Origin of the sequence: Adlercreutzia sp. ZJ176 (assembly GCF_011038975.1) — a bacterium.
Taxonomy (GTDB): Bacteria; Actinomycetota; Coriobacteriia; order Coriobacteriales; family Eggerthellaceae; genus CAAEEV01.
Window position 1 is genome coordinate 1 of record NZ_JAAKEC010000010.1, and the last position, 13,867, is coordinate 13,867.

Below are 13,867 nucleotides of genomic sequence, written 5' to 3' on the forward strand. Positions count from 1 at the left end.
CCGTTCTTCATCATCTTGGCGCCGCAGACGCCGCATTTTGGGCTAGACACCGCTCACCCCCGACCCGGACTGACTTTTTTCTCGAAAAAGTGTCCCCGAACAGGGGTGTCAAGTGCTTTTGTTACACACTTTCTTGCCTATAGGGAAGTTGGTCGGCAACAACTCCGGAGGCATGTATATCTAGCTTGAACTGGGAAGATAGGGTAACTCTTTACACACTTTTCTGCCTATATCCCTGACATACCTGCAAACATCGAATCGGGCAATAAAACGGGCCTAGGATTTGCAGACAATCCCAGAGCACAAGTTCAATGGAAGGACAGAGCCTGTATACTGGTCACCGTGAACAAACACAAGGGCAAAGTTATCATAGGACCGGGAGCGAACGTCTGGCCTCACGAGTTGAAGACGGCGGAGGCGCTGGCTATGGTCGGTTACGTCGTGGAGTTCGTGCGGCGTAGCGAGCAGAAGCGCGTGCACTCCGCCGACGTGCTCATCGACGGTGAGTTGTGGGAGCTCAAGGCGCCGACCTCGGACAAGGCATCCGCCGTGGACAAGAACGTGCGCAAGGCGCTGCATCAGGCGAAGTGCGTGGTTTACGACTCGCGACGGATGAAGAGGGTCTCTGACGCCCAGGTGGAGCGCGAGCTGCGCAAGAGCGCGGCTGTGCTGCACAGCATGCGGCATCTGCTTTTTGTGAACCGTCGCGCCGAAGTGATTGACATCAAGTAGGAATCGGATACCATACAGTTAGCAAAGCGCCCGAACGGTGTGTAATACACTTACCTCCGGCGCTTTCTTTGTGTTTGGGATGCCCAACAGGCAACACCGAGTAACGAAGAATCACACCAGATGGCGCAATAACGCAGGCCATGCTGTCGTGAGGAGCTCCGTGCCATTAGGCGTGACCCTTTGTCATCTTGCAGATATACCCTCCTGCTTAGCGTCTTCAATGATGAGGGGTGCGATTCTCGCCTCGAATCTCATGAGCTTTTCGAGCTGCTTGTCGAGTTCTCTGAACACCTCATCTTCGGGCATTTCCTCATCGACAACGCAGTCAGCCGTAGAGAACGGCACATGGTAAGCCCAGTTGGTTCTCTTGGGACGCGAAGCGGCATGCCTGAATAGCGATTCGAAGCGGTTCATGAACTCTGAATCTAAGCCTTTTCGGTTCAGGCAGATCCAACTCTTGAAGCTCTCGCCTTCGCTGTTCACGACCTCGTAGAAGTAGTGGTTGCGGGTACCCCAAGCGCTGCTCGGCTCGTTGGTGGCGGGCAGGGCCGCCGTCATGCCTTGCGTTGTGAATCGCGCATAGGTCTTGTTGCACTTGCTCCTGTCGAGGATGATCTGGCCTGCGGAGTCGCGCTGCTCGGCCCACGCGAGGATGATCGCTGCGAGCGAGGATGCCCTATCAGGGCGATGCTCGTAGATGAGGTCGAGCGCCCTGCGGTGCTTAGCGTAAATGTCTGCGCAAATCCGTTCGAGCCGTTCGTCTCCCACGACACCCCTCCTGATTGTCTCGATGTAATTGTCGATAAGAAGCTCCACGTCGGGAGACAGCCGGGCCTTTGCCTTGGCTGTCTCTATGATGTCGAGGACATCGCGGTAGCTCATAGGGCACCAGTGCTCTGGATCGCTCGGGTCAGCTCCGTTAGGCGATAGGTATATGAAGACACGCCGGCACTGGGGGTATTGCGACTCGACAATTCTGCGGTATCGGTTCAGTTGATCGTCGTGCTCGCCTGCGCCTATCTTGTTCTCGATGCAGATAACATAGCGCTCGCTGGCAGAAACGGCCAGGATGTCGATACTGCGCCACTCGCGTCGTACGGTGAAATCGTGGCAGTCTAGGAGAAGGGCGTCAAAGATGTCTACGTTGTCGTTGCCGGCAGCGGCAATATGGGTGAGAAACCCCCGGATGACTGCATCTCCAAGCCCATGGTTGTCGTTGGGGTCGAGGAGCCAACCAAGAACGTTGCTGTGTCGTATCTCTGCACGTGCAATGCCGAGAACGTCGAAGAGATTGAATTGGTCGGCCCATTCGTCAAGGGGCTTGAGGCAATCGATGTCGAGAAGGAGCTCCTTTAGAGCAAGGGTATCGTCGTCCTCGGAAGCAGGTAGCTTCTCATTCATTGCGTCCCCAATCTTCAGAACGTAAGTCAAGCTGCCAATCTGCGATGCTGATGGGGTTCTTGCAGCTGTTGAGCCATTGTACCAAAACGATGTCGTAGCCCTGTGAATTTGCATGGCGAAGGAAGCGCAATGGCACCGGCGTGGCGCAATGGCGCCGTCTTCCGTTCATTTGGTTTGGCTCTGGAGGAGTCTTGCCTACCTGTCGCCAAGGGTGGACCGGGTTCAATAAAGACACTGATCCATGACCACTGCTCATTTAACCTACCAATGTTGACCCGGTGTTTCAACGGGACTTTTTCGAATGCTGCATCGCCAATTTGCACTCACTCCAAGGCATTTGTTCCGCTTTCTGCACCAGATGCAAATACGTATTTAACTGTGCTATTATTTGCGAAGAAAACAACGATGAAGGGAGCGTCATGGCACCGATGGAGCTTTTAGAAAGGGCTGCCGGGGTGAGCAGTCGGGTGTCGCGCGACTCGCGGATCAGCGTCACCGAGCTGTCACGGGGTACCGACTGGCGCAAGCGCCTCCCCGACGAGGGCATCATCGAAGTAACCGACCGGGGCGACACTGCCGCATGGCTCGTCTCCGACAAGGACATGCAGGCGCTCGTCAAACGCTACAGCCTCCTGGAGGAGGAGCTCGAACGCGCGCAGATCTCAGCGATTTTCAGGACGCGCGAAGATGCGCGGCCGAAAACCGGGAACGAGCTGAAGCAGGCGGCCCGTGCTGCCTTCGCCAAGCGCGGGCAAGAGCTTTCGGAGATCATCGATGGCGATTAGCGAAGAGATTCTCCTCGAGGCGGTGGATGCCATTGCCGGTTTGGACGGGCTGTCCATGGATGCCGACCACCTTGTGGAGGACGTCTACCTGCTTGCCTATGCCTTCCCCGAAGAAGGCGACTTCAAGGCCGCCGTAGCCAGCACCTGCAAAGCCGTCTCCTTTCTCGCGCGGGGGCAGGTGAGCTCGAGCTCGCTGAAACACGAGCTCGACCAGTGGCTCTCCTACCATTACCAGCACCGCGTCGCTCAAGGTGCGAAGGCCGACTGCCGCGTCATCTACCGTCCCTCAGAAGAGGGGATCGAGGTTAAGGGGTTCGGGCACCGCAAGATCCCCGAGGACTTCTATCGTCGGATGAGCGCGGGGCGTATCTAGCTGCCCCGCTTGCTTTGGGACAGTGTGATCCCCTTCGTCACCTTTCGCCCTTACCACTCAACCGCATAGAGCGGCTTGTAGACGACGCCTTGCCGTTCCAGGGCGCTCTTGAAGAGCGTGGCTCTCGCAGCGAAGGCCGGCTCCGGAAAGGGGACGGATGGAAGCGGCGCACGCGGGATGCGCGCGCGGCGCGCCAGGGTGATATGCGGCTTGAAGGGCTTGGAGTCGAACGGGATTCCGCGCGACTCCAAGCTCTCGCGCACCGACGCCGCAAGCGCCATCAGCCCGTCGTCCTCGGCGACGCCCAGCCACAGGGTGGCGTCCGAGGCGCGCCCAAACTTCCCCAGCCCGTCGGCTGTCAGGCGCGCCGGGGCCGCACTTGCGCATGTCTCGTCGAGCACGCCCATGGCCTGCCTCGTGGTTGCATCGTCCACTTCCCCGAGAAAGGCGAGGGTTATGTGGTAATTTTTCCTCGGAACGAACCGTCCTTCAACAACGGCGCTCAACACGCGCGCCATGCCTGCCACCTCGTCGACGAACGCCTCGGGCGGTTCGAGCGCTATGAATGCCCGCACAAGCCCCTCCTTTCAGCTGTGAAAAACCGTGAAGCAAAGAGAGCTAGCCCAGCGCGGCCCTCCAGTCGGCCTCCTTGAAGCCCGGTGTCGCCGGCACGCCGTCGACGATCAGCAAAGGCCGCTTCACCAGCATGCCGTTGCCTGCCAGCAGCGCGTAGGCATCTTCGTCGGTCATGCCGCCATCGAGCTTCTGCTTGACGCCCTGCTCGCGGTAGAGCATCCCCGACGTGTTGAAGAACCGGCGAATGGGCAGCCCGGACGCCTCGTGCCAAGCCCGCAGCTCCTCCGCCGTCGGGTTCTGCGCGACGATATCGCGATCCTCGAACGCGATCCCGTTGTCCTCAAGCCACTTCTTGGCCTTCCTGCACGTCGAGCACTTGGGATACTCGATGAAGAGCACTGACATGGATTCCCCTTCCCGCGGGCCTTCTCGCAGGCCAGCTTCCTGCAACCACCGTCCATCACCGTCGAACACGCACATCATAATGCCAGAGAGCGAATGACGGCGAAGTCGAGAAGCGTCTCCGTGACGAAAAACATCTCGTCGGCGCATGCCGGCCTGCGCAAAGGCAGGGACTTGCGCATGCTCGCGGGTGATGAATGGCGCAACGCTGTGACTGCGAAGCCCGTGCCGCCGCCGTGCTTCTCTCCAAGTCCGGCCACGTCAAGGAGAGGAGAAGGGGCGGGCGTGCCTAACGGGTGCGCGGGATGAGGGGAAGGGGCGGGAGATTCGCGCCAGACGGGGGCGACGAAGCGGGGGCTTCGCGTTGGATGGGCGCGGCCCTTGGCGGGCGTTCCTGCCAGGACACGTCGGCCTGCCGGGGCGAAGCGCGGCGTGCGCGCACGACGCTTCGCATCCGGAAGGGTGAAACGCTGCCTGATCCTCCAGGGGGTTTCGCCAGGTTCCGTCCATGTATCTGTCAGACGGGCTCGTTACGCTGGGCTTGACTGAAGAAGGCAGGTGCTTATGGCGAGGAGAAACAAATCGTTGGTGGCGGGGCTCATATGCGGCCTGTGCTGCGTGGCGTGCGTCGGCGTGTACGTGGCCCAGGTGGACGAGCAGGCCAGCGCCGCGCGCGCCGAGGCGCTTTCGCGCTACGGCGGCGACCAGCTTGAGGTGTGCGTGGCGCGGCGTGACGTCTCCGCGGGCGAGGTGCTTGACGATGCGTCGGTCGAGACCAAGATGTGGGTGGCGGCGCTGCTCCCGGAGGGCGCGTTGACGAGCAAGGCCGAGGCGGTCGGCAAGCAGGTGGGCTCGAGCATCCTGGCGGGCGAGGTGATATCGAGCAAGCGGTTCGAGGCCGCAAGCTCCACGATCGAGGTGCCCGACGGGCTCTCCGCGGTGAGCGTTCCGGCGCGCGAGGTGCAGGCGGTCGGCGGCGCGCTGGCGCCCGGCATGCGGGCTGACGTGTACGCGGTGGGGTCGACTTCCACGTCGAAGCTGGTCGCAGGCGCGCTCGTCATCGCAACGAGCGCCTCCGAGGCGGGACTCTCATCGGGGTCGACGGCGTGGCTGACGCTGGCCGTTCCCCCTTCTGCGGTCGAGGAGCTGGTATCGGCTGCCCAGAACCTGGAGCTGTACTTCGTGCTGCCCACGGCGACCCCTGATGGGGGATCCTCCGACAAGGGCGGCGGAAAGGGGGCGTGATGGGGCGGATCGTGCTGTGCGCTGACTCGGAGAGCTTGCGGCATCCCGAGCTCATGGGGCTTGACGGCGAGAGCGTAGAGGCGCTTCCCTGGCTCGAGTGCTTTGCGAGTGCCGGGGAGGCGCGCCGCTTCGCGTGCAAGGAGAAGGGCGTCGACGAGGTGTGGGTCGTCTCGTCAGACGACATGGAAGGCATCAACGTGGCGGCGGCGATGAGGCAAGACGATCCCGGGAAAGCTGTGTATCTGGTGCTCTTCGAGGCATCGGGATCGGTCTTGAGCCGCGCGCAGGCCGCGCGCGTGACGGGCACGCTCACCAGGCAGACGCTCACGCAGCGCTTCGCGCTCGAGAAGCGCAGGCATGCGCGGCGCTTGCCTGCGGGTGCGGGGGAGCGTGCGGCTGCGGCGGGGGCAGATGTGACGCCGGGGGTGAACGCTCGCGCGGCCGCAGCGCCGGGGGCAAGCGTGGAGGCTGCGGCGGGGGAGGCTGCGGCGCCAGGGGCGAGCGCGGGGGCAGCGGTGGAGATGGCGGCGGGCGCGGATGCCGCGCCGCGATTGGCAGCGGCAGCTGGCGCGGGGGAGAGCGCCGTCCCCGCCGCTTTCGCAGGCGCCCCTGCCGAGCGCAGCGCGTTCGTGCTCACGGTGGTGAGCGGCAGCGGCGGCGCGGGAAAGAGCTCGGTGGCGACGCTGGCTGCCTGCCTCGCGTGCGAGCGCGGCCTGCGCACGCTGCTGCTCGACGGCGACCTTCAGTTCGGCGACCTGCATCACCTGACGGGGCTCGAGCCTGCCGCCACGCTTGACGAGCTGATCGCGCAGGACGGCGCCGAGGTCCGCTTGGGCGTCAAAGGACAGGAGGAGCTGGTGCTCGTGGGCGCTCCGCAGCGGCTCGAGCAGGCCGACGCGGTGGCGCGCGAGCTGCCCGCGCTTCTGCGGAAGCTTGCGCGCAGCTTCGACGTCATCGTGGTGAACACGGGTGCGAGCTGGGCTGACTATCACGTGGTGCTGCTGGAGCAGAGCTCGTGCGCGCTGTTTTTGGTGGACCAGCGCGCCTCGTCGGTACGGGCGTGCCAGCATGCGCTCGAGCTGTGCGCGCGGTGCGGCATCGCGACGGGCTCGTTCGCCTACGTGCTGAACCGCTGCGGCAAGGGCGCGCCCTTCACCTCGATCGACGTGTCCTGCGCGCTGCAGGGGGCGCACGTGGCCGAGCTTGCGGAGGGCGGACACGTTGTCGAGGAACTGCTGGGTGCGGGGTATCCTTCCGAGCTCGTGGCCTCGGCGAACCCCTTCTGCGCGAGCGTCGAGCGCCTGCTCGACGAGCTGCTTCCCGAGGTCGCGGCGGCTCAGGGGCTCTCGCGGGGCGCGGCGCGCGGGCAGCGCGCGAAGTGGGGCGGGACGCTCTCGCGCCGGTCGCGCCGGCGCGCACACGAGGCGCCTGCGTCCGCGCGAGCGCTCGCGGGCATTCCGGCTGACGCGCGTGCAGGTGCTTCCGCTGTCGAGGAGGTGGGGACATGACGCTCGCGGAGCGCGTGCGCAGCGTGGAGGGCGCCAATGCGGCCGGGGCGCGGGACGCCTCGCCGCGCCGGCGCGGCGTCGAGGACCTGCGCCGCGACGTGCGGAAGCGCGTGCCGCTCGAGAGCATCGCCGTCATCATGGCGAGCAACCCCGAACGCGCGCGCAACGAGCTGCGCACGGCGTGCCGCGGCGCGCTCGCCGAGCCCCAGTGGGCCGACCTCACGGGCGCCCAGAAGAGCCGGCTGGCCGACGAGCTCATCGACGTGGTGTTCGGCATGGGTCCTTTGGAGGGGCTCATCGACGACGAGAGCGTCACCGAGATCATGGTGAACGGCTCACGCAGCGTGTACTTCGAGCGCGACGGCAAGCTGGAGCGCAGCCCCGTGAGGTTTGAGAGCGACGAGCAGGTGCGCGTGCTGATCGACCGCATCATCGGGCCCTTGGGACGGCGCATAGACGAGGCGTCGCCCATGGTGGACGCGCGCCTCGCGCAGGGGCATCGCGTGAACGCGGTGATACCGCCCGTGTCCCCCGACGGGCCGGTGCTCACCATCCGCGCCTTCTCGCGCCGCGTCATGACGCTCGAGGAGATGGAGCGCCGCGGCTCGCTCGACGCCGACCTGCGGGCGTTTTTGGGGTGGCTCGTGCGCGCCCGCAAGAACGTGGTGGTGTCAGGCGGCACGGGAAGCGGCAAGACCACGCTGCTCAACGCGCTGTCGTGCCTGATTCCCCATGAGGAGCGCGTGATAACCATCGAGGACTCCGCCGAGTTGAAGTTCGAGCAGCATCCGCACGTGGTGCGCCTGGAGGCTCGCCCGCGCAACGCCGAGGGCGAAGGCGAGGTGACCATACGTGATCTGGTGGTGAACGCCCTGCGCATGCGCCCTGACCGCATCATCGTGGGGGAGTGCCGCTCGGGCGAGGCGATCGACATGCTGCAGGCCATGCTCACGGGGCATGAGGGATCGCTCACCACGCTGCATGCGAACTCGCCCGAGGACGTGGTCGACCGCATGGTGACGATGGTCCGCTATGCGGTCGACCTGCCGGTGGACGCCATCGAGGCGCAGATCGGCGGCGCGTTCGACTATGTGGTGCAGGTGGCGCGCGCACCTGACGGGTCGCGCTTCTTGGCGCAGGTGGCTGAGGTGGGGTTCGACCGCGAACGGCGGCGCTGCGTGGTCGAGCGCGTGTACGTGCGCGATGCGCTCAGCGACGCGGAGGCAGGCGCGTGGCTGCGCCGGCCGGCCTGCTTGGATGAGGTCGTGGAGCGCCGCGTGGCGACGCGAGAAGAGGTGGACGTATGGGAGCAGCGAGCTTTTGGGCGGTGACGGCGGCGCTTCTCGCGCTGGCGGCGGGATGCTTGGCGGGAGCTGCGGCGTGGCGCGCGGCTTTGCGCTGGCGGCTCTCCGCGAGCGCGCTTGTCTCAAGCAGTCGCGAGCGCGCATTCCTCGTCCTGTGCAAGGGGTGTGCGCCGCTGAGGCCGTTGGCGCGGCGCCTTCTGCGGGTGCCGACGGCGGCCGAGGTGGTGAAGGGGGCGGCGTCCCTGGCTGACGCGCGGGGGTACGTGGCGGGCGCCGAGGAGCTGCTCTCCTCGGGGCTCGGCGTGCTCGCGTGTGCGTCGGCGGCGGCGTGGGCGCTGTCGGGCTCGGCGGTGTGCGGCGTTGCAGTGGGATGCTGCGCGGTGGGCGGCGCTGTGGCGGCGCTGCGCTCGGCGGCGGACAAACGCGCGCTCGGCATGCGCGAGGAGGTGCCGGAGGCGCTGCGCTGCATGGGCGTGTGCTTCCGCTCGGGGCTCTCGCTCCTGCAGACGCTCCAGCAGACGTCCCATGAGGTGAAAGGCCCGCTCGGCGACTTGTTCGCAGCGGCTGCGCGGCGAGTTGAGATGGGCGCGCCGACATCCGAGGCGCTCGAGGCGCTGCGCGACGGGCATCGCGTTCCCGAGCTGGCGTTCGTGGCCGTGGCGCTCGACGTGCAGCACCAGAGCGGCGGAAGCGTGGCGCCGGTGCTCGAGGCGGCGCGGGAGTCGGTCGAAGGCGAGCTCGAGCTCATGCGGTCGCTGCGCGTGCAGACGGCCCAGGCGAAGCTCTCGGCGCGCATCGTCACGCTGATGCCCTTCGTGCTGGTGGCGTTGTTCTCGCTGGCGAGCAGCGACTTTCTGGCGCCGTTCTTCAGCAGCTTCGCCGGCGTGGCCCTGCTCGGGGTGGCGCTCGCGATGCAGGCGGCGGGCGTGCTCATCGTGCGGCGCATGCTGCGCGTCGAGGCGGGGTGATGGCGATGACGGCAGTTGGCCAGGCGGGGTTGGCGTGCGTCGGCATGGCATGCGCGGCGGGCGCGGGCTTCAGCTTGTGGGGCGCGTACGCAGAGGAGCGCCACCGCCGGCGGCATGTGCGCGCCGTGCGTGAGGGAGGCGCGGCGGGCGCGTCAGCGCGTGGTGCGGACGCGCGCGGCAACGCGGGGCTTTTGGACGGGGCCGCGCTCTCGCTCGCGGTTGACCTGGGGAGGCGGATCGCGCTGGGACATGGGCGGCGCCTGATTCCCCCGCGTTGGTTGCGTGCGCCGCGGGCTTTGAGGCAGGCGCGCGTCGCGGGGCTCGACGGGCAGCTGACGCCCGAGGGCTTCGGCGAGGCGCGCGTGCGCCTGGCGCTTGCGGGCGCGGGCGCGGGCTTGGCGGTGGGGCTGGTGTTCTCGGGCGAGCTTGCGGCGCTGCTCTTCGTCGCAGGCGGCATCGCGGGATGGCGCCTTCTGCCTGCCGCGGTGGGGCGCCGCGCGCGCCGTCGCGCGCAGGAGATGGAGCGGCACTTGCCCGAGATGCTCGACGTGGTGGCGCTCGGCATGCGCAGCGGGCTCTCGTTCGACCGCAGCGTGGAGCTGTACGTCGAGCATTTCGACACGCTGCTCGCCGAGGCGTTCGGTCTGGCGCAGCGACAGTGGAGCTGCGGTTTGGCGCGTCGTGACGACGCGCTGCGCAACGTCGCGAGCTCATATGACTCGCCGCTGCTCAGGCGCGTGGTCGAGGGCATGGTGCGCTCGCTCCGCTTCGGCTCGTCGATGGCTGAGAGCCTGGAGGCGGCGGCGCGCGAGGCGCGCGTGAGCTACCGGGCGCGCCGGCAGGAGCAGGTTGCCAAGGCGCCCGTGAAGATGATGGTGCCGACGGGCGTGCTCATCCTGCCCGCCATGCTCATCATGGTGCTCGGGCCGGTGCTGCTCGAGCTGATAGAGGGGTTCTGATGGAGAGGAGAGAGGGTCATGGGAAGAATGGCGGCTGTTCGGAGGGGTTTTGCGTGGGTGCGCAGCGCGTGGGTGCGCAGCGCGTGGGGGCGCATGGGAGCGCGCGTGACGTCGGGATGGTGCCGTGCGCGGGCGAGGCTGGCGAGCGAGAGCGGTCAGGGCACGACCGAGTATGCCATCTTGGTGGGGGTGCTCGTGGTGATCGCGATCATCGCCATCACGCTGTTCCGGCCGAAACTCGAAGAGCTCTGGAACGCCATCGCCGATGGCATCAACGGCTTGTGAGCGACGAGCGGGGGCAGTCGACGGTGGAGTACGCCATCGTGCTGGGGGCGCTTCTGTGCGTGGTAGTCGCGCTCGGAGCGCTTCATCAGGTGCTCGACGCAGGGGTGCTCGTCGAGCATGCGCTGTCGGCGGCGTCGCATCACGTGCAGATGTCGGTCGGCTGGATGGCGGACGTGTTCGCCTACTGAGAAGGCGTGAGGAGGTTGCGGTGACGTGTGCGGTGACGTGTGCGGCGATGCGCGGACTGCGCCGCCTCGCTCGGTGCGAGCGCGGGCAGGCCACGGTCGAGGCGGCCTTCGCGCTGCCGGTGGTCATGGTACTGGTCCTGCTGCTCGTGCAGCCGGGCATCATCCTGTACGACCGCATCGTGATGCAGGGTGCGGCCGCGGAGGGCTGCCGCCTCCTCGCCACTTCGGCGGGGGATGCACGTGTGGACGAGGACTTCATCCGGCGGCGGCTGGGGGCAGTGCCCGAGCAGGACTTGTTCCACGTGCACGGAGGCGCATGCACGTGGAAGATAGGGCTTGAGGGCGACGAGGCGTCGGAGCGGGTGGGCGTGTCCATATCCACCGAGGTGAAGCCGCTTCCCCTGATCGGCGCGGGCGCGGCCTTCCTCGGCATGACGAACGAGCGGGGGAACCTGGTGGTGAGCGTGCGCGTCGAGCAGACCGCTCAGCCTGCGTGGGTGGCCGACGGTGCGAGCGGGCTTGACCCAGCGGAATGGATAGGAGCATGGCAATGAGGGCAGGGAGATGCGTCCGCCTGTCGCTGTTTCGCGACGAGCGCGGCGTCACCACGGTGGGCATGGCGGTGGCCCTTCTGGTGACGCTGTCCCTCGTGTTCTCGTCAGCGCAGGTGTATCGGATAAACACGGCTTCCGCCGAGATCCAGGAGGTGGCCGATGCCGCCGTGCTGGCGGCCGAGAACGAGGTAGCGGAGTTCATGGTGGCCGTGCGCATGTGCGACGCTGCCGTGCTGTCGATGACGCTGCTCTCGGCGAGCGCATGTGGGCTCGGCGTGGTCGCGCTGTGCGTGCCGGCAGGGGCGAGCATCGGCGGGCAGCTCGTCGAGCTGGGGGCGAAGGTGGCCGAGGCGCGCGACTCTTTCGCACGCAAGGCCGAGGCGGGGCTCAATGCCTTGCAGCGGGCGCTGCCGTTTCTGGCGGCGGCGAACGCGGCGTCGGTTGCGGCGGCGAACAACCCGCAAGGCTCCGCCGCGGGCTACTTCGCGGCGGCGGTGCTCGTCCCCTTCGAGGGGAAGCCCATCAGCATCGCCGGCGCGCAAGCCGCCTCCGATGCGGGGAAGGCGGTCTCCGATGGCGCGGAGGACATCCGCGCGGCGGCTGAGCATGCCGAGCAGGCGGCTGAGCAGGCGAACGAAGCCAAGCTGCGCGCGTTCGAGCGCGACTGCGGAGCGAGCCCTGCGTACTGCATGTACGAGCGCGCCGACCATCTGGCGAACCTTCCCGCCGACGAGAACCCTCTCTACCGTAGCGTCGACGCCTGGTCGTTCTCCGTGGCGCTCAAGCGCGCGCAGGCGTACTACCCGGCGCGCTTGGCGGCTGAGCAGCCCGCGTCGCCAAGCGTGGCCGAGCAGGCGAACTCCGAGCTGCGCAAGCGCTTCTACGCCTACGCGTCCGAGCAGCTCTCGACAGGGTACGTGGTGGAGACGCCCGATTCGTTCGAGGCGCGCTTCCCGCACCTGTTCCGTAACACCGAGGAGCTGCGAGGCACGGCGCTTTACGACGAGGCGGTCTACCCGGTGACCGACCGGGACGGGGTCCTGACGATGCACGCGTGGCCGGGGTGCCCGAACGCCGCGGGCGCTGTGGGCACGGGGTCGATCCGCAGTTTGGAGGAGGGCGGCTACCAGACGTGCGAGCTGTGCGCGTTCGTGCCTTCGAGTTTGGGGAACGTGGCGGCTGCCTCCACGGCCATCGACAACGGGTTCGAGTACCACTACGAGGCGGTGGCGCGCGCCGCCGAGGACTACGCCCGGGCGCGGGAGGAGCTCGCGCCGAAGGCGGCGGAGGTGAAGGAGAAGGCCGGCGGGCTCATCGACGCCTGCGCGCAGGCCATGGCCGATCTGGGTCCGCAGCGCATAGCGGCGTCGCCGCCAGGGGCGAAAGGCGCGATTGCCCTGGTGGTGAACCTTGACGCGTCGGCGGCCGACGCGGGGTTCGAGAGCTCATTCGTGAGCGGTGGTCGCACGTTGGGCACGCGCGCAGCGGTGTCGGGCGCGACGCTCGTGGCCGATGCGGGCCACGACGGCTCGACGGTCGTCACGTCGCTGCTCGACGGGTTCGGGCAGGGAGGCGGCGCGGCCGTAGGTGCGGTGCACGTGGTGCTTGACTGCTGGTCGGGGCTGCTCAGCGTGTTCGCGCAGGGCCAGGAGGCGCTCTCAGGCGCGATCGAGCGCGCGTTCGGGTCGTTGCCGCTCGCGAGCGCGAGCGGGCTTGGCGCCTGGGCGTCGGGCAAGCTGCGCGACGCGGTGGCTGCCTGCGGCCTCGAGCCGGTCAAGCTCGACGCCCTGAAGCCCGTCTTGGTGAACACGGGGCGCGTGACGGGGGCGAGCGACGATGCCTTCTCGGTGCGCTTCAGGGAGGTCGAGCGGCGCGCGCTGACCACCTCGAGCGGGTCGGGAAACTTGTTCGCGGCGCTCGTCGATGACGTGGAGGATGGTGCGCTCGGTCTTTTGGAGAGCGCCGAGGGCGGCGTGACGGTGGCTTCGATCGAGCTTCCCGTAGGAGGCGTGCGCATCCCCGTGAAGCTGACGCTGCCGTCTTTCGCGGCTGACGAGGCGCGCGGGTTCGTCGCCATGTGCGCACAGAAGGTGCGCTCGGCGGTGGGGACGGCTACGGGAGCGAGGGCGTGGGAATGAGCAGGCGGACGTTGCTGCGCTCCGAGCGCGGCCAGATGACGGTTGAGCTTGCGGTGGTGCTGCCAGTGGTGATCGTGGTGGCCGCCATTGCGGTGAACGCGCTCACGTTCTTCTCAACCTGCGCTGAGTTCGACCGCGTGGGGCGCAACGCCGTGCGCCTCTGCGCCACGTCCCCGGCATACGGGCAGGACGTCGACCAGTCGGCGGCGCTCGTGGAGTCGATGGTGGAGGAGGCGGTCGACCTCGAGAACGGGGAGGTCTCGGTTGAGGTGAGCCGCGACTGGCAGGGGCATGCGGCGTTCGCGCTCAAGATGCGCTACCGTCCGACGCTCTTCGGCCTGGGATTGAAGGACGAGGTGCTCGGGGTCGCCCTGCCTGCATTGGAGCACGAGAACCGCTTTGTGGTGGATACGTACAAGCCGGGCATGCTGCTCTAGCGGCCCGGTGGG

16 protein-coding genes are annotated in these 13,867 nt (G+C 67.0%); 13 read left to right on the forward strand and 3 right to left on the reverse strand.

The window, feature by feature from the left end:
* The first annotated feature begins 426 nt into the window (after positions 1-426).
* Positions 427-732, forward strand: coding sequence for a hypothetical protein (locus G7Y50_RS06475; RefSeq protein ID WP_165055393.1), 306 nt, complete (start codon positions 427-429; stop codon positions 730-732).
* 183 nt (positions 733-915) lie between these two features.
* On the opposite strand, the gene G7Y50_RS06480 is transcribed toward G7Y50_RS06475, so the two are convergent.
* Positions 916-2,133, reverse strand: coding sequence for a PD-(D/E)XK nuclease family protein (locus G7Y50_RS06480; protein ID WP_165056992.1), 1,218 nt, complete (start codon positions 2,131-2,133; stop codon positions 916-918).
* A 419-nt stretch (positions 2,134-2,552) separates the two neighbouring features.
* Between G7Y50_RS06480 and G7Y50_RS06485 the strand changes: the two genes are divergently transcribed.
* Positions 2,553-2,918, forward strand: coding sequence for a hypothetical protein (locus G7Y50_RS06485; RefSeq protein WP_165055397.1), 366 nt, complete (start codon positions 2,553-2,555; stop codon positions 2,916-2,918).
* Positions 2,908-3,291 carry a hypothetical protein gene (locus G7Y50_RS06490; protein WP_165055400.1) on the forward strand — a complete coding sequence of 128 codons (384 nt, stop codon included), beginning with the start codon at positions 2,908-2,910 and terminating at the stop codon, positions 3,289-3,291. Before G7Y50_RS06485 ends, G7Y50_RS06490 begins: the two co-directional genes overlap by 11 nt.
* A 50-nt stretch (positions 3,292-3,341) precedes the next feature.
* Here the strand turns inward: G7Y50_RS06490 and thpR are convergent, their stop codons facing one another.
* Both thpR and G7Y50_RS06500 read right to left on the reverse strand, forming a co-directional pair.
* On the reverse strand, positions 3,342-3,866 hold the full coding sequence (gene thpR, locus G7Y50_RS06495) for an RNA 2',3'-cyclic phosphodiesterase (protein WP_165055402.1): 525 nt from the start codon (positions 3,864-3,866) through the stop codon (positions 3,342-3,344).
* Between the two features lie 43 nt (positions 3,867-3,909).
* The gene (locus G7Y50_RS06500; RefSeq protein ID WP_165055404.1) at positions 3,910-4,272 is read right to left on the reverse strand and encodes an arsenate reductase family protein; all 363 of its coding nucleotides are present in this window, start codon (positions 4,270-4,272) and stop codon (positions 3,910-3,912) included.
* Positions 4,273-4,833: 561 nt separating this feature from the next.
* Here G7Y50_RS06500 and cpaB point away from each other — a divergent pair.
* Genes cpaB through G7Y50_RS12200 form a run of 10 tightly spaced genes read left to right on the forward strand, consistent with a single transcriptional unit; the run spans position 4,834 to position 13,855 of the window.
* Positions 4,834-5,514 carry a Flp pilus assembly protein CpaB gene (cpaB, locus tag G7Y50_RS06505; protein WP_165055406.1) on the forward strand — a complete coding sequence of 227 codons (681 nt, stop codon included), beginning with the start codon at positions 4,834-4,836 and terminating at the stop codon, positions 5,512-5,514.
* The gene (locus G7Y50_RS06510) at positions 5,514-7,022 is read left to right on the forward strand and encodes a chromosome partitioning protein ParA (protein ID WP_165055408.1); all 1,509 of its coding nucleotides are present in this window, start codon (positions 5,514-5,516) and stop codon (positions 7,020-7,022) included. The genes cpaB and G7Y50_RS06510 overlap by 1 nt, the downstream gene beginning before the upstream one ends.
* Positions 7,019-8,353: a CpaF family protein gene (locus tag G7Y50_RS06515; protein ID WP_165055412.1), complete on the forward strand. Its 1,335-nt coding sequence runs from the start codon at positions 7,019-7,021 to the stop codon at positions 8,351-8,353. The genes G7Y50_RS06510 and G7Y50_RS06515 overlap by 4 nt, the downstream gene beginning before the upstream one ends.
* Complete coding sequence (locus G7Y50_RS06520) at positions 8,326-9,294, forward strand: type II secretion system F family protein (protein WP_206214793.1); 969 nt, start codon at positions 8,326-8,328, stop codon at positions 9,292-9,294. The genes G7Y50_RS06515 and G7Y50_RS06520 overlap by 28 nt, the downstream gene beginning before the upstream one ends.
* Positions 9,294-10,253 (forward strand): type II secretion system F family protein, encoded by a 960-nt coding sequence (locus tag G7Y50_RS06525; RefSeq protein WP_241159500.1) that lies wholly within the window; start codon positions 9,294-9,296, stop codon positions 10,251-10,253. The genes G7Y50_RS06520 and G7Y50_RS06525 overlap by 1 nt, the downstream gene beginning before the upstream one ends.
* 18 nt (positions 10,254-10,271) lie before the next feature.
* The gene (locus G7Y50_RS06530) at positions 10,272-10,538 is read left to right on the forward strand and encodes a hypothetical protein (protein ID WP_241156517.1); all 267 of its coding nucleotides are present in this window, start codon (positions 10,272-10,274) and stop codon (positions 10,536-10,538) included.
* Positions 10,535-10,726, forward strand: a complete 192-nt coding sequence (locus G7Y50_RS06535; protein WP_165055415.1) for a hypothetical protein — start codon at positions 10,535-10,537, stop codon at positions 10,724-10,726. Before G7Y50_RS06530 ends, G7Y50_RS06535 begins: the two co-directional genes overlap by 4 nt.
* A gap of 20 nt (positions 10,727-10,746) precedes the next feature.
* Positions 10,747-11,280: a TadE/TadG family type IV pilus assembly protein gene (locus tag G7Y50_RS06540; RefSeq protein ID WP_241156518.1), complete on the forward strand. Its 534-nt coding sequence runs from the start codon at positions 10,747-10,749 to the stop codon at positions 11,278-11,280.
* On the forward strand, positions 11,277-13,418 hold the full coding sequence (locus tag G7Y50_RS06545; RefSeq protein ID WP_165055419.1) for a TadE/TadG family type IV pilus assembly protein: 2,142 nt from the start codon (positions 11,277-11,279) through the stop codon (positions 13,416-13,418). The genes G7Y50_RS06540 and G7Y50_RS06545 overlap by 4 nt, the downstream gene beginning before the upstream one ends.
* The gene (locus tag G7Y50_RS12200) at positions 13,415-13,855 is read left to right on the forward strand and encodes a hypothetical protein (protein WP_304518489.1); all 441 of its coding nucleotides are present in this window, start codon (positions 13,415-13,417) and stop codon (positions 13,853-13,855) included. The genes G7Y50_RS06545 and G7Y50_RS12200 overlap by 4 nt, the downstream gene beginning before the upstream one ends.
* The last annotated feature ends 12 nt before the right edge of the window (positions 13,856-13,867 follow it).

Coding starts and splice junctions, on each gene's coding strand:
- G7Y50_RS06475 (WP_165055393.1), top strand. CDS start 427: ATGGTCGGTTACGTCGTGGAGTTCGTGCGGCGTAGCGAGCAGAAGCGC.
- G7Y50_RS06515 (WP_165055412.1), top strand. CDS start 7,019: ATGACGCTCGCGGAGCGCGTGCGCAGCGTGGAGGGCGCCAATGCGGCC.
- G7Y50_RS06545 (WP_165055419.1), top strand. CDS start 11,277: ATGAGGGCAGGGAGATGCGTCCGCCTGTCGCTGTTTCGCGACGAGCGC.
- G7Y50_RS06485 (WP_165055397.1), top strand. CDS start 2,553: ATGGCACCGATGGAGCTTTTAGAAAGGGCTGCCGGGGTGAGCAGTCGG.
- G7Y50_RS12200 (WP_304518489.1), top strand. CDS start 13,415: ATGAGCAGGCGGACGTTGCTGCGCTCCGAGCGCGGCCAGATGACGGTT.
- G7Y50_RS06525 (WP_241159500.1), top strand. CDS start 9,294: ATGGCGATGACGGCAGTTGGCCAGGCGGGGTTGGCGTGCGTCGGCATG.
- cpaB (WP_165055406.1), top strand. CDS start 4,834: ATGGCGAGGAGAAACAAATCGTTGGTGGCGGGGCTCATATGCGGCCTG.
- G7Y50_RS06510 (WP_165055408.1), top strand. CDS start 5,514: ATGGGGCGGATCGTGCTGTGCGCTGACTCGGAGAGCTTGCGGCATCCC.
- G7Y50_RS06480 (WP_165056992.1), bottom strand. CDS start 2,133: ATGAATGAGAAGCTACCTGCTTCCGAGGACGACGATACCCTTGCTCTA.
- G7Y50_RS06490 (WP_165055400.1), top strand. CDS start 2,908: ATGGCGATTAGCGAAGAGATTCTCCTCGAGGCGGTGGATGCCATTGCC.
- G7Y50_RS06520 (WP_206214793.1), top strand. CDS start 8,326: ATGGGAGCAGCGAGCTTTTGGGCGGTGACGGCGGCGCTTCTCGCGCTG.
- G7Y50_RS06530 (WP_241156517.1), top strand. CDS start 10,272: ATGGGAAGAATGGCGGCTGTTCGGAGGGGTTTTGCGTGGGTGCGCAGC.
- G7Y50_RS06500 (WP_165055404.1), bottom strand. CDS start 4,272: ATGTCAGTGCTCTTCATCGAGTATCCCAAGTGCTCGACGTGCAGGAAG.